Below are 21207 nucleotides of genomic sequence, written 5' to 3'. Positions count from 1 at the left end.
GTAGGAGAAACGGCAACGATCCCCCTGGAAGTGAGGTGTCAGCCAATGCCGACCGCACGCGAGATCATGACGAACGACGTGACCTGCATCCGTGAGCAGGACGACCTCAAGACGGCCGCCAAGCAGATGGCCCGGCTGGGCGTCGGCTCGCTGCCGATCTGCGGGGACGACAACCGGCTCAAGGGAATGCTGACCGACCGCGACATCGTGGTGAAGGTCCTCGCCGAGGGCCGCGACCCGGGCCGCGTCACCGCCGGTGAACTCGCCCAGGGCGAGGCGGTGACGATCGGCGCCGACGACGACGCGGCGGAGATCCTGCGGACCATGAGCCAGCACAAGGTACGCCGGTTGCCGGTGATCGACGGGCACGAGCTCGTCGGCATCGTGGCCGTCGCCGACGTGGCCCGCTCCCTGCCCGAGCGCCCGGTGGGCGACCTCATCGAGGCCATCTCCGAGCGCGCCTGACCGCGCGTCACGAACCGATCGCCGTCCTCCGGCCCCGGCCGGGAGGCGGCGGTCGGCGTACGCGGTGCACCGGCGGGCCGGACGCCCGGGAGGAGACCCCGGCGGGACTGGATGGGCCGGGGGCCGGCGGCTCAGTCCGGCGGGGTCAGCGGGACGGTCTCGCCGCGGGCGATGGTGCGGACGGTTCCGGCGAGGCCGCGCCGCCGGGCCTCCGCCACGAAGTGGCCCAGCGGCGAGCGGAACACCGGATAGTCGTCGTAGTGGATCGGCACGGTGAGCTTCGGCCGGACCAGCTCGACCAGGTCGGCGCCCTGCCGCGCGTCCATGGTGAGCAGGATGCCGGCGATCCGGGTGCCGCCGAGGTGGATCAGCATCGCGTCGATGTCCGGGTACCGCTCGGGGATGTCGGCCAGCATCGGCCGGTTGAGCGTGTCGCCGGTGACGTAGAGGCGGAACCGGCGGCTGCCGTCGCGTTCCAGGTCGATCATCGTGCCCATCACGTCGGGCATCAGCAGGTCCAGCGCGCCCGGCCCGTGCCTTCCCGGCATCGAGGTCAGCCGCAGCGTCTCGCCGTCGCGGCGCAGCTCCCGGGAGTTCCAGGTGGGCAGCCCCTCGGCCGCCCGGAAGCCCCAGCGGCGCAGCTTCCGTTCGGCGGCGGGAGTGGTGACGATGGGCAGCTCCCGGTCGAGTTCCCGGCGGGCCACGCGGTCGAAGTGGTCGCCGTGCAGGTGGGAGAGGACGACCGCGTCCAGCGACGGCAGTTGGGCGATCCGCAGCGCGGGGTCGGTGCGCCGCCGCGACCAGAGCCCCTTGCCCAGGTACGCGCGTTGGCCCCGGTGCAGGAAGTTCGGGTCGGTGAGCAGGGTGAACCCGCCGATCCGCAGCACCGTGGTGGCGGTGCCGATGAACGTGACCTCGGGCTGCGTCGTCGACATGTGCACCTCCACCGGTAGCCCTACCCGTGATCGGCGGGCCCATTCCGGCCGGGGTCACGGCGTGCTGGTCGACTGCGGACGGCGGGCCCGGTCACGCCGGTTCGTCGTTCGCGCCGGAACCGGAGCCGGGCAGGCGCTCCACGAGGCGGGTGAGCGCGCCGTTGGCGAAGGTGGCGCCGAGCGCGGAGCCCGTCGCGATGGTCCAGCCGACCGGGCCGAGCGGCGTGCAGCCGAAGAAGTGGCTGACCCCCGGCGTCTGGACGACCACCACCAGCGCCCCGAGCGACGCGGCGGTGGAGGCCAGTACGGCCGGGCTGGTGCCGCCGGCCAGCACCGTCTGCCCGAGCTGGGTGCCGACCAGCGAGACCAGCGCGACGGTGCCCGCCCGCCTGCGTCGCCCGGTGTATCGCGCCAACGTCCAGCCGGCGGTGGCGCCCAGCGTGGTGGCGGCGGCGCGCAGCCCGATCTCCCGGGTCATCGTCTCGCCCAGCGAGGTGTCGGGGCCCTCCCGGAGCAGGCCGTCGGCGTGGTCCGCGTCGGGTGGCCGGATCGCGATCGCCAACGCCGGTGCCAGGTCGGTGAGCAGGTTGACCAGGAGCAGTTGCCGGCCGGTGAGCGCCGAGCGGCCGGTGGCGGCGGCGGTCAGCACGCTGAACGCGATCTCGCCGAGGTTCCCGCCGACCAGGATGCTGAGCGCGTGGCGTACCGAGGACCACATTGCCCGGCCTTCGACCAGGGTGGCGATGATGGTCTCCAGCCGGTCGTCGGTGACCACCAGGTCGGCCGCCGCCCGGGCCGCAGGGGTGCCCCGCTGACCGAGAGCGATGCCCACGTCGGCCAGCCGGATCGCCGGCGCGTCGTTGGCGCCGTCGCCGGTCATCGCGACCGTACGTCCGCACTTCTGCAACGCCTGGATGATCCGGACCTTGTGCGCCGGGGTGCACCGGGCCACCACGTCCGTGGCGGCGAGCCGCGCGCCGAGGGCCTCGTCGTCTAGCTGGTCGAGTTCCGTCGCGGTGACGACCCGCTGCTCCTCGTGGTCGCTGATGGTGGCCGCGATCGCCTCGGCGGTCGCCGGATGGTCACCGGTGATCATGATGGTGTGCACGCCGGCCTGGCGGATCCGGCGCACGGCGGGGGCGGCGCTCTCGCGTACCCCGTCGGCGAGGGCCAGGAAGCCGACGAAGGTCAGGTCGTGCACCTGTTCGTCGGTGACTCCGGGCGAGGAGACCCGGCACTCGGCCACTGCGAGGACGCGGTGTCCCGCCCCCGCCCGGTCGGCGAGCACGGCGTGCAGCCCGCCGCGGCCCTCGTCGTCGAGGGGCTCGTCGCGTCCCCCCGGCGTACGCCAGGCCGAGCACCGGGGCAGCACCGACTCCGGCGCCCCCTTCACGCTGAGCAGCAGCCGGTCCCCGGCCCGGCCGACGGTGGCGTGGTAGCCGCGGGACGGCTCGAACGGCAGCCCACCCACCGGCTCCCATCCCGGGGCGCCGGTCTGCTCGGTCACCCCGGCGGCCTGCGCGCCGGACCGGACCGCCCGGTCGGTCTGCTGGGCCAGGTCGTGGGGGTCGTCGGCGCCCGGGGTGGCGCGCAGCGCGGCCGAGAGGGTGCGCAGCAGGCCGTCGTCGAGGCGGTCGACCGGTGCGTACCGGCCGTCGTCGCCGACCCCGGCGAGCATCAGCTGCCCCTCCGTGAGGGTGCCGGTCTTGTCGAAGCAGAGCACGTCCACCCGTCCGAGCGTCTCGATCGTGCGCGGGTTGCGGACCAGCGCGCCGTGCTCCGCCAGCCGCCGGGCGGCGGCGAGCTGTGCGGCGCTGACCAGGAAAGGCAGACCCTCCGGCACGGACGCGACGGCCAGGTTCGCGGCGGTCGCGGCGGTCTGGGCCAGGGGTACGCCCCGCAGCAGGCCCGCGCCGGCCACCGCCACCGCCGAGCCGGCAGCCAGCGGGATCGCCGCCCGGGTCAACCGGCCCAGCCGTGCCTCCACGCCGCTCGACGGCGGGGCCTGCCGGGCCATCGCCAGGCTCCGCCCCGCCTCGGTGCCCGCACCTGTCGCGACCACCACCGCCGTCCCCCGGCCGGCGGCGACGCTGGTGCCCTCGTAGAGCATCGACCGCCGGTCGGCGACGGCGGCGGCGACCACCGGCTGGTCGGTCTTGCCGACCGGAAGCGACTCGCCGGTGAGTGAGGACTCGTCCATCTCCAGCCCGGCCGACTCCAGCACCCGGCAGTCGGCCGGGACGGCGTCCCCCGATTCGAGGAGGACGACGTCCCCCGGCACCAGGTCCTCGGCCGGCAGGATCCGCTGCGCGCCGTCGCGGCGTACCCGGGCGGTCACCGCCGAACGGGACAGCAGTTCGGCCAGCGACCGCTCGGTGTTGTGCTGGTGCACCGCCCCGAGCAACGCCGACCCGCCGACCACGCCGCCGACCAGGGCGGCGTCGACGGGCGAGCCGAAGGTGGCCGAGAGCACCGCCCCGGCGGCCAGCACCGGGGTGAGCGGGTTGGCCAGCTCGTCGACGAAGGCGCGCAGCAGCCCCGTCGGCCCCGAGGGCCGGGCGTCCCGGTCGCCCCGGCGGCGCTCGGCCTCGGTGGTGGCGAGCCCGTCCGGGCCGGTGTCGAGCTGGTCGAGCACTGTCGAGGAGGGCATCAGGTGCCACGCGGTGACGGCCGGCGCCGGGGAGTCCGCCGGGCCGGACAGCCGGTGCGCCCGCAGGACGCCGTGGGCGAAGGCCAACGCCGCCGCCCCGTTCACGGCCACGAGGGCGCGTCCGGGCAGCCGCTCGCGGGGGGCGGTGAGCGCGTTCAGCGCGCCGAGGCCGGTGCCGGCCATGGCCAGGCCGATGCTCTGCCGGGCCATCCGGCGGGCCACCCCGGCCGCCTCGACCACCAGCGCCGCCACCCGCAGGTCGGCGCCGACCAGCAGGTGCGCCCCCCAGGGCGGCAGGTCCTCCGGGGCAGCGATCCCCAGGCCGCAGTCGGCGGCGCCGAGCGCGGCCCGGTCACCGGAGACCACCATCACCGTCGCCCCGTCGCGTTGCAGTTCCCGTACGGACTCGACCAGCCGGTCGTGGCCGGGCAGGTGGGCGTCGGCGAAGTCGTACCGCCGCTCGTCGTCGCCGGCCACGACGAGCCGCAGGCCGGCCTGGCGGGCGGCGGTCGGGAGGGCGTCGACGCCCGGCGCGGGCTCCGGCTCGACCCGCAGTACGGCGGCGAGGGTGTCGCCGTCGGCCAGGCCGAGCAGGAGCCCGCCCCCGTCGCGCAGCCGCCGGCTGTCCGCGGTGTCGCCCGGGTCCTCGACGTCCAGCGCGTCCAGCGGCCCGAGCCGCCAGCCGTCGGCGTGCCGCAGCTCCCGGGGTGCGGCGGGGTCGAAGAGGGCGAACGCGCGCGCCGCCACCCGCCCGGTGTCCGCACCGGCCAGTGGCGCCAGGTCCGCCAGCACGCCCCGGTCGGAGCCGAGCACGGCGGCGTCCAGCACCAGGGTGTCGATCCGGTCGAGTTCGCGCAGCACGCTGCGGTCCATCGCGATCACGCCGCGCCGGGCGAGGATCAGGCCGAGCCGCGCGGCGTAACCCTCGCGTCCGCTGCCCGGAGCCTTGGGCAGCGCGGAGAGGCCCAGCGCGGCGGCCCGCTTCCCACCCACGACCGGCGTCGCGGCGGCAGCCGCGACGGCGCCCGCGTCGAGCGTCCGGGACACGTACCTCTCGACGGGGCCGTCCGGCTTCGGCCGGGGGCGTTCGATCTTCGGCGCGGAGGCGGCGGCCCGCTCCGGATGCCCGGTCAGCCGAGGCTCGGCCTGTGTCCACGCGCGGAGCTGGGCGCGCGCCTCGCCCCACTGCACCACCCGGTGCGCGCTGTCGAGCACGAGCCCGGTCCAGCTGCCCGTGAGGCCCTGCACCACCGCCTCGGCGAGCGGGAACAGCAGCTCGGCCCGGGGATCGGCGCGTAGCCCCCGGTCCGCCAGCGCGTGCAGCCTCGGGTGCAGGTCGACCGCGCCGAGCAGCCCGGCGACCTCCCCGGGCACCGGCGTGAACGGCAGGATCCGGGTGGCGGCGGAGAGGGTCAGGCCCAGGGCGTCGGAGGCCAGCCCGCCGAGGGTGCGCGGCGTGCGCGGCCCCTCCTCGGGCGGGTGCGGCGGCGGGATCTCCGGGTCCGGCTCGTGGGGGCAGGTGCGTTCGGTGCGGGCGACGGTCGCGATGAGGTCCCGCAGGGCGGGCTCCGGCGTACCGACGGCGACGACCACCCGGCCGGACGGGGCGTTGACCCGCGCCCACTCCACGCCGGGCATCCGCTCCAGCGCCGCCTCGACCTGACGCGCGAGGACGTCGCCGCCGTCCTGGCAGACCCCGAGCACCTCGATGTGGTGCCGCCCGGGGCGGGACCAGACCCGACGCCGGCCCAGCCCGGCTGCCCGCGCCAGCCGGGCCGCGACGGCACCGACGTTCCGGGATGCCTCGCCGACGACCGGCGGCACCGTCACCGGCGGAAGGAGCCGGCCGGCGGTGCGGACCAGTGAGATCATCGAGGCGTACGACCGGACAGGCGCCGGTCAGGCCCCTCGCTGCCGCTGCTCCCGCCGTACGCCATCTCGCCTCCCACGCCCGAAGCTCCGGCGGCCTGGCTTCCCGGCTGATCGTCCGTTATGCGCTCCGAGCAGCGGAAGTTCCCCGGCTGGGCCGGAGAGAGTCGGGTCACCCTTGACCTGAAGCCGGGTTCAGGTCCGAGGCTGGTCGCATGCTGATCGAACTGCTCCGCCGCGGGACGGGTCCGTCGGACCCACGGGCCCGCCTCGGCCACCGACCGTCGTGGCTGCCGGGCGCGGCGGGCCGGAGGTGACCGCAACGGCGACGCACGCCGCCCCGGTCGCCGACGAGGCCGGGCTCTTCGCACCCCGGCTGCGCGCGATGACGGTGGGCAGCGTCGCGCTGATCTCGCTGCTCGCCTTCGAGGCGCTGGCGGTGGGCACCGCCATGCCGACCGTCGCCCGCAGTCTCGACGGGCTGGCCCTCTACGGGCTCGCCTTCGGGGGTCCGTTCGCCGCCGGCGTGCTCGCCATGGTCGCCTCCGGCATCTGGTGCGACTCGCGGGGCCCCCGGGGGCCGATGTGGCACGGGCTCGGCTGGTTCGTGCTGGGGCTGGTGCTCGCCGGCGGCGCCACCACCATGGGCGTGCTGGTCGCCGGCCGGATCGTGCAGGGCCTCGGCTCCGGCCTGCTCTCGGTGGCGCTCTACGTGATCGTCGGGCAGGCGTACCCGGAGGCGCTGCACCGGCGGATCTTCGCGGCGTTCGCGGCCGCGTGGGTCGTACCGTCGCTGGTCGGGCCGGCGCTGGCCGGCCTGATCGTGGAACACCTCGGCTGGCGCTGGGTCTTCCTGGCGGTGCCGGTGGTGGCGGTGCCGGCGGTGCTGCTGATCCACCCCGGCCTGCGGGCGATCGGCGCGCCCCCGGTGACCCGGTTGCCGTCGGGCGCGGCGGCCCGGATCGGCTGGGCCTGCGGGGCGGGGGTGAGCGCCGCACTGTTGCACATCGGGGGGCAGCAGCGCGGCGCTGCCGCCGTCGGGCTGGTGGCCCTGGCGCTGCTCGGGCTACTGGTCTGCGCGCCCCGGCTGCTGCCGGCCGGGTTCCTGCGCGCCGGCCGGGGCCTGCCCACGGTGATCGGGCTGCGCGGTCTCGCCTCGGCCGCGTTCGTGGGCGCGGAGGTGGTGATCCCGCTGATGCTCTCGCGGGAGCGCGGGCTGTCGCCGACCGCCGCCGGCCTGGTCCTGACGACGGGCGCGCTCGCCTGGTCGGCGGGTTCCTGGTTGCAGGGGCGGATGCCGCCGCCGCGCTCCCGGGCCACCCTGCCGAGGGCGGGGCTGACCTGCATTGCCGCCGGTACGGCCGTGGTCACGCTCGCCGTCGCGCCGGCGGTGCCGGTCTGGGTCGGCGTGCTGGGCTGGGCAGGCGCGGGTCTCGGCATGGGGCTGCTCTACCCCTCGTTGTCGGTGCTCACGCTGGAGCTGTCCGCCCCCGGTGAGCAGGGCCGCAACAGCTCCTCGCTGCAACTGGGCGACTCGCTCTTCGCGGCGACCGTGCTGGCGCTCACCGGCGCGGTGCTCGCGGCCGGTGCGGCCCCGGGACCGGCCAGCTACGCCGGCACGCTCGCGGTGGCCTCCGGGCTGGCCCTGCTGGGTGTCGTGCTCGCCGGCCGGGTGGTGCCCGGCGCGTCCGGGATCCGCGCCGGCTGACCGCCCGTCGGGTGCCCGACTCCGGCACGGCCGGCGGCGATGTGCCGATCCGGGCCGGTGGCGGCCGTCGGCCCGGGAGGATGGGCGGACGATGAGCTTCCTGACCATCCTGCCGATGGCCGTGGTGATGATCGCCGGGACGCAGCTGGTCGCGGCGGTCTTCCTCGCCTCGGCGGACCGGCCGCGTGCCGCGTCGCTGGGCTACCTGGGTGGGGCGGGGATCGTGGTGGCGGGCGGGGTGACGGCGAGTTGGCTGCTCACCCGGGCCGTGAAGGTCGACGTAGGTGCCGGGCTCGGGCCACGGTCGGTGGAGAGCCGGATCGACGTGGCCGTGCTGGCGTTGCTGGTCGTCCTGGCCGTGGTCGTCTTCCTGCGCCGGCACACCGCCGGCCCGCCGAAGTGGATGAGCGGCCTCCAGCGGGCGAGCCCGGCGTACGCGCTGCGGCTCGGCGTGCTGCTCTTCCTGGCCATGCCGAAGGACGACCTCACCATGCTCACCGTCGGGGCGAGTGCCGCCCGGCACGACCTGTCCTGGTGGCACCTGCTGCCGTTCGTCCTGCTCACGCTGGCGCTGCTGGCCCTGCCGCTGCTGGCGTTGCTGCTGCTCGGCCACCGGGCCGAAACGGTGCTGCCCCGGCTCCGGGACTGGGCCGGGCGGCACTCCTGGGTGGTCAGCGAGATCGTCATCGGGTTCTTCGTGGTCCTGACGGCTGCCGAGTTGTTGCGGTGAGCCGGCCTGCTCGGGTGAGCCGGCCTGCCGCGGTGAGCCGTCGCGCAGCCGGTCACACGCGGGGGCCGGGCACCGTCACCACCACTGTCGCGCGGCGGGCGCGCGACGGCCGGAGAGGGAGGGAACCATGCGGGTGCTGGTCACCGGGGCGGGCGGTCGGCTCGGGCGGGTGGTGCTGCCCCGGCTGCGCGCCGAGGGGTGGGACGTGCGGGCGACGGGCCGGCGGGCGCGTACCGGCTCGTGGGTGGTCGCCGACCTGGCCACCGGGGAGGGGGTGGTCGAGGCGGTGGCCGGCGTGGACGCCGTACTGCACCTGGCCTCGGCACCGAACCGGGGGCGGCAGACCCACCGGGTCGACGTGCTCGGCACCCGCCGGCTGGTCGTCGCCGCCGGGCAGGCGGGCGTACGGCACCTGGTCTACGTCTCGATCGTCGGGGTGGACCGGGTGCCGATCCCCTACTACCGGCACAAGCTCGCCGCCGAGCAGGTCGTGGTGGCCGGCACGGTGCCGTGGACGGTGCTGCGGGCGACCCAGTTCCCGGAGTTCCTCGACGCGATGCTGCGCGGGGCGAGCCGCCTCGGTCCCGTGATCGGCGACCCGGCCGTACTCGCCCAGCCGGTGGATCCCGGCGAGGTCGCGGACCGCCTCGTCCGGCGGCTCACCGCCGGCCCGCTGCACGGCATCGAGGAGTACGGCGGCCCGGAGGTGCTCCGCTTCGACGACGCGGCCCGCGCGTGGACGGCCGCCCGGCGGTCCCGCCGTCCGCTGCTCCCGGTCCGGATACCCGGCGCGATCGGCCGCGCCCTGCGCTCGGGCGGCCTGGTCACCGAAGCGACCCCGAAGGGCGTCCGGACCTGGGTCGACCACCTCGCCGACACGTACGGGGGAACGGGCGCAAGATGAACGGCCTGCGCGTTCACGTCCGGCCTACCGTGACGCCATGTTCGCCATGGTCGCCACCGTCATCCTGTACGTCGCCGGTTTCGTCTTCCTCTACGGCGTGATCCGGCTCGCCATCCGCCACGCCCTGGAGGAGATGGAGGTGCGCCGGGTCCAGGCCGAGCGGGCGGAGGAACTGGCCTCCGTCCGGGACCGCGCGCTGCTCCGCGAGAACGGCTTCCTCACCGGCAACTGACCGGCCCCGTCCTGGCCGCCCGGCCCTGGCCGGCCGTCCCGACCGGCCCGTCCCGGCGGTCCGGGACGGGGCCGGTGCTCCGGGTGATTAGAAGTCGGCGGCCACGGCCAGGTTGAACTTGTCGACGGCAGCCTTCTTCTCCTCCGGGAGCGCTTCGACGTCGATCCGGTCGGCCTCGCCTCTCCCGTCGTGGGTGTCGACACCCTTGAGGAGGTGGTCGACGATGGAGTTCGCCTCGTCGGTCGTGAAGCCTGCGTCGGTCAGGATGTGCAGCGGAAGTTCACTCATGCCGATCGGCGGTACCCGGCATCACCCGCTCCCACACGCCGTCGGCACCCGTCTCCGGATCGATAGGGGTGACCCCCTGCCGACGACGGTTCCGGTCGCTGGTCAGGTGGTGGGACGCCGGGCCCGGGCGGGTGCGAGGATCGCAGGCGTGATGGGGACGCTGAAGACCGAACCTGCCCGCAGCCGGCTCGACCTGCTCGCTCCGCCGGTCGCCGCCGCCATCGGGCAGTGGCCTGCCGAGGCGCCGGTGGACGTCGACGACGTGCTGGTGGCGCCGATCGACGCCGAGCTGGCCGACACGGCCGCCTTCTGCGCCGCGTACGAGGTGGGGCTGGACGAGTCGGCCAACTGCGTGGTGGTGGCCGGCAAGCGCGAGGGGGTCGTGCGCTACGCGGCCTGCGTCGTGCTCGCCACCACCCGCGTCGACGTCAACGGGGTGGCCCGCCGCGCACTCGACGTGCGGAAGGCGAGCTTCGCGCCGATGGCCGAGGCGGTGGAGCTGACCGGCATGGAGTACGGCGGCATCACCCCGATCGGCCTGCCGGAGCAGTGGCCGATCCTGGTCGACGCGCGGGTGATCGCCGCCCCGCACGTGATCATCGGGTCGGGCGTACGGCACAGCAAGATCGCGCTGCCCGGGCCGGCGCTCGGCGCGCTGCCCGGCGCGCACGTGGTGGAAGGGCTGGCCAGGCCGGCCTGACCGGTGACGGACGTCGATACCGTTGCACGTGAAACATCACACACGTCGATGTCCGTCGCCGAGGTCGACCCCGCCGCCGTGGACGGTTCAGTCGGCCTCGGCCTCACGGCCGCCGTGGACGGCTCAGCCGGGGTCGGCTCAGTCGGCTTCGGCCTCGCGGCGGTCCACCTCGACCAGGGCGGCGAGCAGCGTCTCCGGCTCCTGCGCGCCGGTGACCGCGTACCGGCCGGCCAGCACGAAGGTGGGCACGCTGGTCACCCCGATCTGCCGGGCGGTGGCCAGCTCGTCGGAGAGTTCCGCCACCCGCTCGCCGGAGTCGAGGAAGCGGCGCGCCTCGGCCGCGTCCAGGCCCACCTCGGCGGCGAGCGCGGCGAGCGCGTCACGGGAGCCGACGTCGACGCCGTCGGTGAAGTGGGCACGGTAGAGCGCGTCGACCGTCTCGGCGGCGCGTCCCCGGTCGGTGGCCCAGGCGACCAGGCGGTGCGCGTCGAAGGTGTTGGCCGCGACCGCGCGGTCGAAGTCGAGCTTCAGGCCGATCTGGGCCGCCACCTCCGTCACCTGACCGAACATCTGCCGGACGCGGTCCGGCCCGCCGAACTTCGCGGCCATCGCGTCGACAAGTGGACGCGGCTCCGGCACCGGCGACGGGTCGAGCTGGAACGGCCGGTAGCGGACGGTCACCTCGCCGTCGTACGACTCCAGGGACTGCTCCAGCCGACGCTTGCCGATGTAGCACCAGGGGCACACGACGTCGGCGTAGATCTCGATCTCCATGTCGGGTGACAACCCTCCGTCTAGTGCGGTGTCCACTAACGTTCACCGGGTTTCCGGTGGAGTGTTGTGGATCCTCGCCGTGCGGGCGAGCGACTCCCCACCGGGTGGTGGGGCGGGCCACCGCGGGCCATCTTGACCTCCGCGCCGCCGGGTGGGCGGCGGGGGTCACGTCGGGACTGGCCGGCTCCGGGGAGGTGCCGGCCGGCTCGACGGTGCGTGACCACCCCGGGCAGCGTGACCGCTGTGGGGGTGGTGGGTCCGCCGCCCGGGGTGCGGGTGGCGATGCTGGCCGCCGCGACGACATCGCGGTGGCCTGAAAACTGGCAGTGCGGGCAGGTCAGGGTCCGCCCGCGTGGCTTCGGTACGCGTTTGCGGCAGCTGGGGCAGGTCGACGACGTGCCGCGTTCGTCGACGAGGTGGACGGTGATGCCGGCGAGGGCGGCCTTGTCGGTGAGGATCTGCAGGAGTCGGCCGATCTGCCACTGTCGTAGCCGCAGGTTGTGCCGCTGGCCAGCCGGCAGGTTGAGGACGCCGCGGGGGTCGCCGACGTGCAACATCCCGACCCGCTGATCTACGGCCCAGTCGACGACGGTGCGGGCGGCCTCGTGTTGGGCCTGCCGAACCCGCCGCCGATGCCGACCCTCTACCCTGCGGGTCCGGGCACGATACTGGCGCCACCGCCGCGACCCCCGCTGACCCGGCTTCGGTGCCCGGCGGGCCACGGCACGATTGCGGGCTTTGGTGTCGGCCAGGTGCATGCGGTGCTCGGCGCGGATCGCCCGCCCCGACACCAACAACGCCTCCCCGCCACAGCCGGCGACGGCGTACGGGTGGATGATCCCCACGTCCACGCCCGCCACCCGGCCGGGATCCGGACCCTCACCCGACGGGTACACCGCGATCGTAACCTCGGCGGTGACGTCGAGGAACAGACGGCCGCCCTCGCACAGCAGCGTGATCGAGCGGACCTGCTCGACCGGATACGGCACCTGACGGGCCAGGCGCACCCACAACGCCGGGGTGCCCCTCGCCGTCGGGATACGCACGCGGTGGCCGTCGAGGGTGAACGTGCCGTGACACCAGCGCACCGGCACCAATCCCCGCCTGCGCCTGGGAGAACGCGCTGACAGGTCACCGGCCTTGCGGCGTTTCGCCGCCGCGAACCACGCATCGGAAAACCGCCGCAACACCGACCGCGCGCCGGTCGAGTCCAGCTCGGCGAAGGTGCCCGACCCGGAAGACGCCAACTCGCGACACAACTCCTGGTAGCCCGTCAGCGGCGCGTCCTGGCGGCGGCGCCGCCACGCGTTGACCTCCAGCACGCACGCCCACACATCACCGGCCGAACGCAGCAGCCCGAAACACCGCCGCCGCTGCGCGGGCGTTACCCGCAGCGCGACACGAGCGGTGCGATACACCACCGCAGGCGCAGCAGGATCCCGACGACGAGGCACAAACCGAAGCCAACACCACCGGTACGACAATTTCACCACCGCCGAACCCGGCAAAGGTTCGTGGACACCGCACTAGCTGGTCTGTTCCCGGACCTGCCGCTTGAGCCGGGCCAGGATGGCCGTGCCGCCGCGCACCCGCAGCGGGCTGATCGCCTGTGCCAGTCCCATCCGCTGGTAGAGATCGTCGGGCACGGCGAGCACTTCGTCCGCGCTCGCCCCGGCCAGCCCTTCGGCGAGGATGCCGGCGAACGCGCGCGTGGTGGGTGCCTCCGGCGGGCAGTCGAACAGCGTCTCCACCGTCTTCTCCGGCGTCACCCGGGCACGCAGGAAGAACGCCGTCTGGCACTCCGGCACCTGCTCCATGCCCTCCCGGCCGGCGGCGCCGGCGGGCAGCGGCGGGATGACGTCGGCGTACTCCAGCAGCATCTCCAGCACCACGTTGCGGGGCGCGGCGGCGAACTCGTCGACGATCTCGGAAAGCCTGGCCGGCATGGATGACATGCCTCCGAGGCTACCGCCGAAGGAAGGGACCCTTCCTATGCCGCAGGCGTTGGCAGGGGCCCTTCCTCACACCTCAGACGGTCGGTGCCTGCTCGCTGATGTCGCTAAGCGCCGAGTGGGGGTCGAGCTGCATCGCGAGGTCGCCGAGGGAGACGATGCCGACCAGCTTGCGCTCGCTGTCGCAGACCAGCACCCGCCGGATGCCCCGCTCCCGCATCAGGGCCGCCGCCTCCGCCGCGGTCGAGTGCTGCTCGATCATCACCACCTCCCGGGTGATGATCGAGCCGATCGTGGTGGTGGCCGGGTCGCTGCGCTCGGCCACCGCCCGTACGACGATGTCCCGGTCGGTGAGCATGCCGGCGAGGGTGGCGCCGTCGGTGACCACCACGTCGCCGATGTCCGCCTCCTTCATCACCCTGGCAGCCTCGTCCAGGGTGGTCTCGGCCGGCAGGTAGATGACCTGCTTCGTCATCACGTCGCTGACCCGGTAACCGGTCATGAGAGCCTCCAGAACGCATTCAGTCGATCGGACTGCGGTACCCCGTGACACGTTCGCTACACCACGTTCCCGCGCTCCCGGTGTACCTGGTCGACCAGCCGGTCCGCCACCCCGTCGACCGGCAGCTCGATGCGCTCGCCGGACGCCCGGTCGCGCATTTCCACGTACCCCTCGGCGAGACGTCGGCCGACCACGACGGCGCGCGGGATGCCGATCAGCTCGGCGTCGGTGAACTTCACCCCGGCGGAGACGTGCGTCCGGTCGTCGACGAGCACCCGCAGGCCGGCGGCGGCGAGCCGCCCGCCGAGCTCCAGCGCCGCGTCGAGCTGCGGCCCCTTGCCGGCGGCCACCAGGTGTACGTCGCACGGCGCGATCGCCGTCGGCCAGACGAGCCCCCGCTCGTCGTGGTGCTGTTCGGCGATCGCCGCGACCGCACGGGACACCCCGATCCCGTAGCAGCCCATGGTCGGCCGTACGGGCTTGCCGGCGGGACCGAGCACGTCGACCGCGAAGGCGTCGGTGTAGCGGCGACCGAGCTGGAATATGTGCCCGATCTCGATGCCCCGCCGCATGGTCAGCTCGCCGGTGCCGCACCCTGGGCAGGGATCGCCGGGGCGCACCTCGGCGGCCTCGACCGTGCCGTCCGGCACGAAGTCCCGGCCGCAGACCACCCCCGTCGCGTGGCGACCCGGCTCGTTCGCGCCGGTCAGCCACGCGCTGCCCGGCACCACCCGGGGATCGGCCAGGTAGCGGATGCCCAGCTTCGCCAGGACCTGCGGCCCGATGTAGCCCCGGACCAGCTCGGGGTGGGCGTCCCAGCCGTCGAAGACGTCCACGGTGGCCGGGGCGACCGCCGCGCCGAGCCGCTTCAGGTCGACCTCGCGGTCGCCGGGCAGCCCGACCACCAGCAGCTCGGCCTCCTGCATGCCGGGTCGGCGTAAGGCGAGCACCACGTTCTTCAGGGTGTCGGCGGCGGTCCAGTCGTCCCGGCCGCCCAGGCGTCGGGCGTTGGCCAGCTCGACCAGGCTGGCGATGGTCGGGGTCTCGGGGGTGTCGTGCTCCTCGGCGGGCGGCTGGGCGTCCGGGTCGCCGGCCGGCGGGGCGGGCGTGGTCACCGCCTCGGTGTTGGCCGCGTAGTCGCAGGCGGTGCAGCCGACGAAGGTGTCCTCGCCGACGGGCGTCGCCGCCAGGAACTCCTCCGACGCCGACCCGCCCATCGCCCCGGAGGTGGCGCGCACGATCGTGTGTTCCAGCCCGAGCCGGTCGAAGATCCGCCGGTACGCGCCGCGGTGCCGCTCGTACGCCGCCGCGAGGCCCGCCTCGTCGAGGTCGAACGAGTAGGCGTCCTTCATCAGGAACTCGCGTCCGCGCAGCAGTCCGGCGCGCGGCCGGGCCTCGTCCCGGAACTTCGTCTGGATCTGGAAGAGCGTCACCGGGAAGTCCCGGTACGAGGTGAACAGGTCCTTCACCAGCAGCGCGGCCAGTTCCTCGTGGGTGGGCGCCAGCAGGTGCTCCGCGCCGCGCCGGTCGGCGAGGGTGAAGATGTCGTCGCCGTACTCCGTCCACCGGCCACTGGTCCGGTAGGGCTCGGCCGGCAGCAGCGCCGGGAAGTGCACCTCCTGGTCGCCGATCGCCGTCATCTCCTGCCGGACCACCTCGGTGACCCGGTCCAGCACCAGCTTGCCCAGCGGCAGCCAGGTGTAGCCGCCCGGTGCGGCACGACGGATGTAGCCGGCGCGCAGCAGGAGCCGGTGGCTCGGCACCTCCGCGTCGGCCGGGTCCTCGCGCAGGGTCCGGAGCAGCAGGGTCGACATGCGTAGCAGCATTGGCGCAGCGTACGGGGGCCGGTGGCGGGACGACGATCCATTTCGGCTACGGCGGTCAGCCCGGTTCCGGGGCGGGTGGCGTCGCCGGGACGGGGCCGAGCAGGCGGCGCGGACCCTGACCGGTCTCGCCGAGGTGGTCGTCGGTGTTGCGCAGGAGGCAACGGTCGATGGAGAGGCAGCACGCCATTGGCGGCCGGGCGGAACGCCGCGTTCCGCCCGGCCGGCTCAGCGGGCGCCGTGACCGGCGGGCGTGACCTGATCCAGCAGGCCGGCGAGCCGTTTGGCCACCGGCGGGGCGTGCAGGTGCAGCCGGGCCACGTTGATGCTGTCCTCGCCGACGACCGCGAGCAGCGCCTGTGGGCTGACCGCGTAGACGCTCAGGTAGCCGCTGGCGTTGCGGACGGTGGACTGCTGGAAGTCGCCCTGTCCCAGCCGCAGCCCGACCTGCCGGCCCAGCCCGTACGTGGTGGCGGCGAGCGCCGCCAGGTCGTTCGGGTCGACGTCGGTCTGCAGGTTGTGGGTGATGAGCAGGCCGTCCACGCCGCCGAGGACGCAGCCGTGCACCCCGGGGATCTGGAGGCGCAGCTCCGACAGCTCGTGCCCGATCGCCGGGTACGGCAGCGACGTGTTCCCGGCCAGCGACGGGGGCAACGACCGGGGTGGCGGAAGGGTGCCCGTGCGTGCGGTGCGGCGGGGAAGCGGGGTCTCGGTGTCGTCGATCCCGCTCACAGCTCCAGGCTCTCCTCGATGCTGCGCAGCTGGTGACGCGCCATCGCCAGGTTGGCGCGGCTCTTGCTCACCATCAGGTAGAGGAAGAGCCCCTTGCCGGTGCGGCTGGTCACCGGGCGGATCAGGTGGTACTGCGTGCCGAGGGTGATGAGGATGTCCTCGATCTCGTCGTTCAGGTTGAGCATCTCGATGGTGCGCAGCTTGGCGCGGACGACATCGGTGTTGCCGGCGGCGGCGACGGTCAGGTCGATCTCCCCGGTTCCGCCCGCCACGCCGAGGGTCATCCCACTGTTGTAGTCGACGAGTGCGGCGCCGATCGCGCCGTCGATGCTCATCGCGTTCTTCAGTGCCAGGTCGAGGTTCGACACGCTGCTTACTCCCAGGACGTGCGGGCGGCGTCGCCGTCTGCGGTGCAGAGGGTGACACGGCGGTGACAAGTGTTACAACCTCGTTAAAAAGGCTTGGACGAGGCTCGCACACCGGAGGCCGCAGCGCACCTGCTGGCGCCGTCATCCACCTGACCGGACCGTGCCGGCCGGCCGGCAGTCCCCGCAAATAGGACGCTCCGAGGGTTGTCGACGGCGCCACGGAACTCCTCGCATCGACGCAGCGCGGTGATCGGGCTCGTGGCCCCGGTCCCGGATCACGCCTTTGGGCACGGTCCCGCCGCCAACGATGACCTCCGCCACGTTTGTTCCTCGGTCCCCCCGCCACCGGCCCTCCTGGTGAAGACTGTCCCGCGTCGGGAAGGGCCCCTTCCTCCACCGGGGTGCTCTTTCCCACCGCACGTCGGAGGGATGATCAGGTGCGCTGGCGCAGTTACGTGGCGGTCGGGGACAGCTTCACCGAAGGCATGGACGACGCGTACCCGGACGGCAGCTACCGGGGCTGGGCGGACCTGGTGGCCACCCGGCTGGCCGCCGGGGCCGGCCCCGACTTCCGGTACGCGAACCTGGCCATCCGGGGCCGGCTCTTCCCCGGCGTGGTGGCCGAGCAGGTGCCCGCCGCGCTCGCCATGAAGCCCGACCTGATCAGCTTCGCGGCCGGCGGCAACGACGTGCTCCGCCGCACCTTCGACCCGGACGCCCTGGTCACCCGCTTCGACGACGTGGTGCGCAGGCTGCGCTCCGGCGGCGCCGACGTGGTCCTGTTCCGATTCGCCGACGTGATGGCCCGGCTGCCCGGCCAGCGCCTCGTCGCGCCCCGGGTGCAACTGCTCAACCGGGCCGTCGGCGAGACCGCCGAGCGGCACGGCGCCATCCTGGTCGACCTGTACGCCGACGACGCGTACCTCAACCCGATGCTCTGGAGCACCGACCGGCTGCACCTGTCGGAGGCCGGGCACCGACGGGTCGCCGCGCAGGTGCTCAACGCGCTCGGCGTCGGCTGCGACGAGGAGTGGCTGATGGTGCCGCCGCACCCGGCGCCGACGCCCTGGCTGGCCGCCCGCGCCGCCGACCTGCGCTGGGCCGGGCGGCACCTGGCGCCGTGGATCAAGCGCCGGCTCACCGGCCGCTCCTCCGGCGACACGGTCACCGCCAAGCGCCCGTCGCTCGGCCCGATCGTCGACTGAGTCGTGCTCACCCTGCACACCGCGCCGCTGCTGCGGACCACGCCCGACGCCCCGCCCACCCCGGGGGCCGCCGTCGCGGTCCGGGCCGACCGGATCGTCGCGGTCGGGCCGCTGGGCGAGCTGACCGAGGCGTACGCGGGAGCCCGGATCCGCCGCTGGCCCGGCACGCTCGGGCCGGGGCGGGTGCACGACGGGCCGCTGCCGGCCGCCGACACGCCCCGCGAGCGGGTGCACGCGCTGCTGCGCCTCGGGGTGACCGCCGTCCTGGCCGGCCACCTGACCGATCCGGCGCTGCGGGCCGCCGTGGAGCGCGGCGACCTGCTGGTGCTGCCCGCCGCCGTACCGTCGGTGCTGGCTCCCGGCGGGCGCGCGGATCTGGCCGTCCTCGACGCCGACGGCGCCTGCCTGGTGACCGTGGTCGCCGGCCGGATCGCCCACCGCCGCGCCTGACCGCGACGCCGGGGAGCCAGCCGTCCGGAGCCCGTCAGGGCGACGCCGACGAACCCGACCGACACACGCAGGCTCGTCGGTCGGCCGTCGTGGGCCGTCAGGAGACCAGGGTCCACGTACGCGTGACGCCGGAGTCGACGCCCATGATCTGGGCCGATCCGGTGCTCACGACGACCGTGTCGTCCCGCAGCACCTCGACCGACAGGCTGGCGTCGGTGTCGTCGCGCAGCGCGGCGCGCAGCTCGGGCACGTCGACGTAGTGTCCGCCGGTCCAGAAGCCGGCGCTGCCGTAGGCACTGGTGACGGCGAGGACCCCGCCGTTCGCGGCAGCGACGTCACTGGTGTTGTCGGGCAGGCCCGGTCGCTGCTCCCACCTGCTCCCGACCAGCCGCCACACCTGCTTTGTCGCCGCCACGTCGAATCCGTCCTCCCGGACGCCCACCAGCCAGGCGTCGGCACCGTCCGGGGAGACCAGGAGCCGTCCGGCCCCCGCCACGGCCGGCAGCCTCCGCCAGCTCGCCGCCCCGTCGGCGCTGAGCAGGACGGTGAGCCGGTCTCCGTCGCGTACGGTCAGCCAGAGCCGCCCGTCGCCGCTCTCGACGAGCCGGTGTTCGGTCTCCTCGGTGAGGGCCACCGGGGGCTGCGGGCGGACGGGGCCGGAGCCGACCCGGATCAGCTCCCGGCGGGGACACGGTCTGCCTTCCAGGCTGTCTTGGCCCGGACAGCGGATGAGGAATCCGCTGCGGGTCACGGTGCTCCGCTGCGTGGCCGGCGGCGGGGCGCTGAACGGGTGGCGGGACCAGGCAGCGCCGCCGTCCGTGGTGACGAGGTATCCGTCGCGGTCCATCAACGTGAGCGTCCGGTCGTCGATCGGCAACATGCTCGCGGGCCCCTTCGCATCAGCGAGCGGGGCAGTCGGCTGCCAGGTCGCCCCGCCGTCGGTGGTCCGCCCGACGGCCCGCCGGCAGCCGGTCGCGTCCGGGTCGCGCGGGCCGCAGGTGTCGAAGAGCGCCCAGCCGTGCCGGGCGTCGACGAAGCGCAGGTCGGCCAGCTCGCCGGGCTCGCCGGGCAGGGCGACTTTCCGTTCCGGGAGCTGCCCGGTGGGTGTCGGCGACACGGAGGGGGTGGGCGACGGGGCCGGCGGGTCGGGATCCGCGCCCCGGCCGGCGGCAACGAACGCGCCGGCCGGTCCGGCCAGGAGGAGGGCAGCCACACCCGTCAGCAACCGTCGCCGCCGCCGGTCGCGTACCCGGCGTTCGGCCACCGGCACGCCCGGCGGGCGAAAACTGGTCATCGCGTCGGCCTCGAACTCGGCGAACATCCCGTCCAGGTCGTTCTCACGCACCGTGGGCCTCCTGCCGCTCGGTGAAGTACGTGGCGAGCGTCGCCCGGCCCCGGGACAACCAGGAGCGGACGGTGCCCTCGGGGGCGTCCATCTGGTCGGCGATCTCCGCGATGCTCAGGTGCGCCAGGTGGTGCAGCACGACGGCCCGGCGCTGGCTCGTGGGCAGACAAGCCAGGGCATGGCTCAGCGCCACCCGGTCCGGTTCCGGGCCGGGGACGTGTTCCTCCCGCTGCCTGGCCAGGTGCCGGACGGCGGTGCGGACCCGGCGCAGCCGGCTGGTGGCCAGGTTCCAGGCGACCCGGCGGACCCATGCGGACGGGTCGTCGTACGTGCTGATCCGGTTCCAGCGCTCCAGCACCCGGCAGAACGCCTCCTGGGTCAGGTCCTGCGCCTCGGCGTGGTCCCCCAGATACGCGTAGAGCTGCACCGCCAGGCGGTGGAAGTGGGCCTGGTAGAAGTCGGTGAAGTCCACTGGTGACGCGGCGGCCCGGGGCGGCCCGGTTCGGTGCCGTACGGTCATGGCGATCCTCGTTGGTTGGCGGGTCTCGCCACTGTCACGTGTGACGCGTCGAATCCGCTGCACCGATTTCTGATGGCCGGTCGCCGGCCCGGGATGCGGCGTACCTTGGGGATCATGTCTGTGCCGAGCGATCCCGATCCCCGACTCCAGTCGTACGCGGACCCGCAGCGGTTGGTCACCACCGAATGGTTGGCCGAGCACCTGGGCGACGAGGGGCTCGTCGTCGTCGAGTGCGACGAGGACGTGCTGCTCTACGACACCGGCCACATCCCGGGTGCCGTGAAGGTGGACTGGCACACCGAGCTGAACGACCAGGTCACCCGGGACTACCTGGACGCCGAGCGCTTCGCCGAGCTGTGCGCCGCGAAGGGCATCGGCCGGGGCGACACGGTCGTCTTCTACGGCGACAACTTCAACTGGTGGGCCGCGTACGCCCTCTGGGTGTTCAGCCTCTTCGGCCACCCGGACGTGCGGCTGCTCGACGGCGGCCGGCAGAAGTGGGTCGCCGAGGGCCGCGAGACGACGCGGGACAAGCCGACCCGATCCCGCGCCGACTACCCGGTGCCGCAGCGTAACGACGCGCCGGTGCGGGCGTACCGCGAGCAGGTGATGGCGCACGTGGCGGCGGGCCGTCCGCTTGTCGACGTCCGGTCGCCGGGCGAGTACACCGGCGAGATGCTGCACATGCCGGACTATCCGCAGGAGGGCGCGCTGCGCGGCGGTCACATCCCGGGTGCGGTCAGCAAGCCGTGGAAGTCCGCCGCCAACGACGACGGCACGTTCAGGTCGGCCGACGAGCTGCGGGCGATCTACGCCGACCAGCTCGGGCTGAGCCCGGACGACGACATCGTGGCGTACTGCCGCATCGGCGAGCGGTCGAGCCACACCTGGTTCGTGCTGCGGCACCTGCTGGGCTACCCGCAGGTGCGCAACTACGACGGCTCGTGGACCGAGTGGGGAAACCTGGTCCGGGCCCCCGTCGTGAAGGGCGACCAGCCCGGCGGCCTGGCAAGCTGACGCGCCGGCCGGTCCCCGCGCGCCCGCTACGGTCGCAC

Annotated in this window: 21 protein-coding genes; 9 read left to right on the top strand and 12 right to left on the bottom strand. The window is 74.4% G+C overall.

Translation table 11 applies throughout. The features are described 5' to 3' along the window. Positions 1-45 precede the first annotated feature (45 nt). Positions 46-465 carry a CBS domain-containing protein gene (locus AB0B83_RS05065; RefSeq protein WP_357577050.1) on the top strand — a complete coding sequence of 140 codons (420 nt, stop codon included), beginning with the start codon at positions 46-48 and terminating at the stop codon, positions 463-465. Between the two features lie 131 nt (positions 466-596). Here AB0B83_RS05065 and AB0B83_RS05060 read toward each other — a convergent pair whose 3' ends face one another. Together AB0B83_RS05060 and AB0B83_RS05055 are read right to left on the bottom strand one after the other, a co-directional pair. Further along, positions 597-1400, bottom strand: a complete 804-nt coding sequence (locus AB0B83_RS05060) for an MBL fold metallo-hydrolase (RefSeq protein WP_357577049.1) — start codon at positions 1398-1400, stop codon at positions 597-599. A gap of 91 nt (positions 1401-1491) precedes the next feature. Continuing rightward, positions 1492-5922, bottom strand: a complete 4431-nt coding sequence (locus AB0B83_RS05055; RefSeq protein ID WP_357577048.1) for a cation-translocating P-type ATPase — start codon at positions 5920-5922, stop codon at positions 1492-1494. Between the two features lie 310 nt (positions 5923-6232). On the opposite strand from AB0B83_RS05055, the gene AB0B83_RS05050 reads away from it, so the two are divergent. The 4 genes from AB0B83_RS05050 (at position 6233) to AB0B83_RS05035 (ending at position 9493) form a co-directional block, all read left to right on the top strand. Further along, positions 6233-7627 (top strand): MFS transporter, encoded by a 1395-nt coding sequence (locus AB0B83_RS05050; RefSeq protein WP_357577047.1) that lies wholly within the window; start codon positions 6233-6235, stop codon positions 7625-7627. 91 nt (positions 7628-7718) lie between these two features. Next, positions 7719-8357, top strand: coding sequence for a GAP family protein (locus AB0B83_RS05045; RefSeq protein ID WP_357577046.1), 639 nt, complete (start codon positions 7719-7721; stop codon positions 8355-8357). A 127-nt stretch (positions 8358-8484) separates the two neighbouring features. Then, positions 8485-9261: an NAD(P)H-binding protein gene (locus AB0B83_RS05040; RefSeq protein ID WP_357577045.1), complete on the top strand. Its 777-nt coding sequence runs from the start codon at positions 8485-8487 to the stop codon at positions 9259-9261. 37 nt (positions 9262-9298) lie between these two features. Then, positions 9299-9493, top strand: a complete 195-nt coding sequence (locus AB0B83_RS05035; RefSeq protein WP_132235413.1) for a hypothetical protein — start codon at positions 9299-9301, stop codon at positions 9491-9493. An 87-nt stretch (positions 9494-9580) separates the two neighbouring features. Here the strand turns inward: AB0B83_RS05035 and AB0B83_RS05030 are convergent, their stop codons facing one another. Then, on the bottom strand, positions 9581-9781 hold the full coding sequence (locus AB0B83_RS05030; protein ID WP_357577044.1) for a hypothetical protein: 201 nt from the start codon (positions 9779-9781) through the stop codon (positions 9581-9583). Positions 9782-9932: 151 nt separating this feature from the next. Between AB0B83_RS05030 and AB0B83_RS05025 the strand changes: the two genes are divergently transcribed. Next, positions 9933-10481, top strand: coding sequence for a YbaK/EbsC family protein (locus AB0B83_RS05025; RefSeq protein ID WP_357577074.1), 549 nt, complete (start codon positions 9933-9935; stop codon positions 10479-10481). 138 nt (positions 10482-10619) lie between these two features. Here AB0B83_RS05025 and AB0B83_RS05020 read toward each other — a convergent pair whose 3' ends face one another. The 7 genes from AB0B83_RS05020 to AB0B83_RS04990 form a co-directional block, all read right to left on the bottom strand. Next, a complete protein-coding gene (locus AB0B83_RS05020) occupies positions 10620-11255 on the bottom strand; it encodes a DsbA family oxidoreductase (RefSeq protein ID WP_357577043.1) in 636 nt (211 codons plus the stop codon). A gap of 35 nt (positions 11256-11290) precedes the next feature. Continuing rightward, positions 11291-12676 (bottom strand): transposase, encoded by a 1386-nt coding sequence (locus AB0B83_RS05015; protein ID WP_357577042.1) that lies wholly within the window; start codon positions 12674-12676, stop codon positions 11291-11293. Positions 12677-12781: 105 nt separating this feature from the next. Further along, complete coding sequence (locus AB0B83_RS05010) at positions 12782-13210, bottom strand: SufE family protein (RefSeq protein ID WP_357577041.1); 429 nt, start codon at positions 13208-13210, stop codon at positions 12782-12784. A gap of 73 nt (positions 13211-13283) precedes the next feature. After that, complete coding sequence (locus AB0B83_RS05005) at positions 13284-13709, bottom strand: CBS domain-containing protein (protein WP_132235410.1); 426 nt, start codon at positions 13707-13709, stop codon at positions 13284-13286. 56 nt (positions 13710-13765) lie between these two features. Beyond that, a complete protein-coding gene (locus AB0B83_RS05000) occupies positions 13766-15535 on the bottom strand; it encodes a proline--tRNA ligase (RefSeq protein WP_357577040.1) in 1770 nt (589 codons plus the stop codon). 225 nt (positions 15536-15760) lie between these two features. Then, positions 15761-16264 (bottom strand): roadblock/LC7 domain-containing protein, encoded by a 504-nt coding sequence (locus tag AB0B83_RS04995; protein WP_357577039.1) that lies wholly within the window; start codon positions 16262-16264, stop codon positions 15761-15763. Then, the gene (locus tag AB0B83_RS04990; RefSeq protein WP_357577038.1) at positions 16261-16632 is read right to left on the bottom strand and encodes a hypothetical protein; all 372 of its coding nucleotides are present in this window, start codon (positions 16630-16632) and stop codon (positions 16261-16263) included. Before AB0B83_RS04990 ends, AB0B83_RS04995 begins: the two co-directional genes overlap by 4 nt. Before the next feature lie 437 nt (positions 16633-17069). On the opposite strand from AB0B83_RS04990, the gene AB0B83_RS04985 reads away from it, so the two are divergent. Continuing rightward, a complete protein-coding gene (locus tag AB0B83_RS04985; RefSeq protein WP_357577037.1) occupies positions 17070-17837 on the top strand; it encodes an SGNH/GDSL hydrolase family protein in 768 nt (255 codons plus the stop codon). Positions 17838-17840: 3 nt separating this feature from the next. Further along, positions 17841-18287: a hypothetical protein gene (locus AB0B83_RS04980; RefSeq protein ID WP_357577036.1), complete on the top strand. Its 447-nt coding sequence runs from the start codon at positions 17841-17843 to the stop codon at positions 18285-18287. Between the two features lie 97 nt (positions 18288-18384). Here AB0B83_RS04980 and AB0B83_RS04975 read toward each other — a convergent pair whose 3' ends face one another. Together AB0B83_RS04975 and AB0B83_RS04970 are read right to left on the bottom strand one after the other, a co-directional pair. Beyond that, entirely contained in the window at positions 18385-19632 is a 1248-nt protein-coding gene (locus AB0B83_RS04975) for a hypothetical protein (protein ID WP_357577035.1), read from the bottom strand. Further along, complete coding sequence (locus tag AB0B83_RS04970; RefSeq protein ID WP_357577034.1) at positions 19625-20152, bottom strand: SigE family RNA polymerase sigma factor; 528 nt, start codon at positions 20150-20152, stop codon at positions 19625-19627. Before AB0B83_RS04970 ends, AB0B83_RS04975 begins: the two co-directional genes overlap by 8 nt. Before the next feature lie 114 nt (positions 20153-20266). Between AB0B83_RS04970 and AB0B83_RS04965 the strand changes: the two genes are divergently transcribed. Further along, positions 20267-21169: a sulfurtransferase gene (locus AB0B83_RS04965; protein WP_357577033.1), complete on the top strand. Its 903-nt coding sequence runs from the start codon at positions 20267-20269 to the stop codon at positions 21167-21169. The last annotated feature ends 38 nt before the right edge of the window (positions 21170-21207 follow it).

Source organism: Micromonospora sp. NPDC049060 (assembly GCF_040649055.1).
In the GTDB taxonomy this organism is placed as follows: Bacteria; Actinomycetota; Actinomycetes; order Mycobacteriales; family Micromonosporaceae; genus Micromonospora; species Micromonospora reichwaldensis.
The sequence above is the reverse complement of the archived record's forward strand: the minus strand, read 5'-3'. Positions and strand labels throughout refer to the sequence as shown.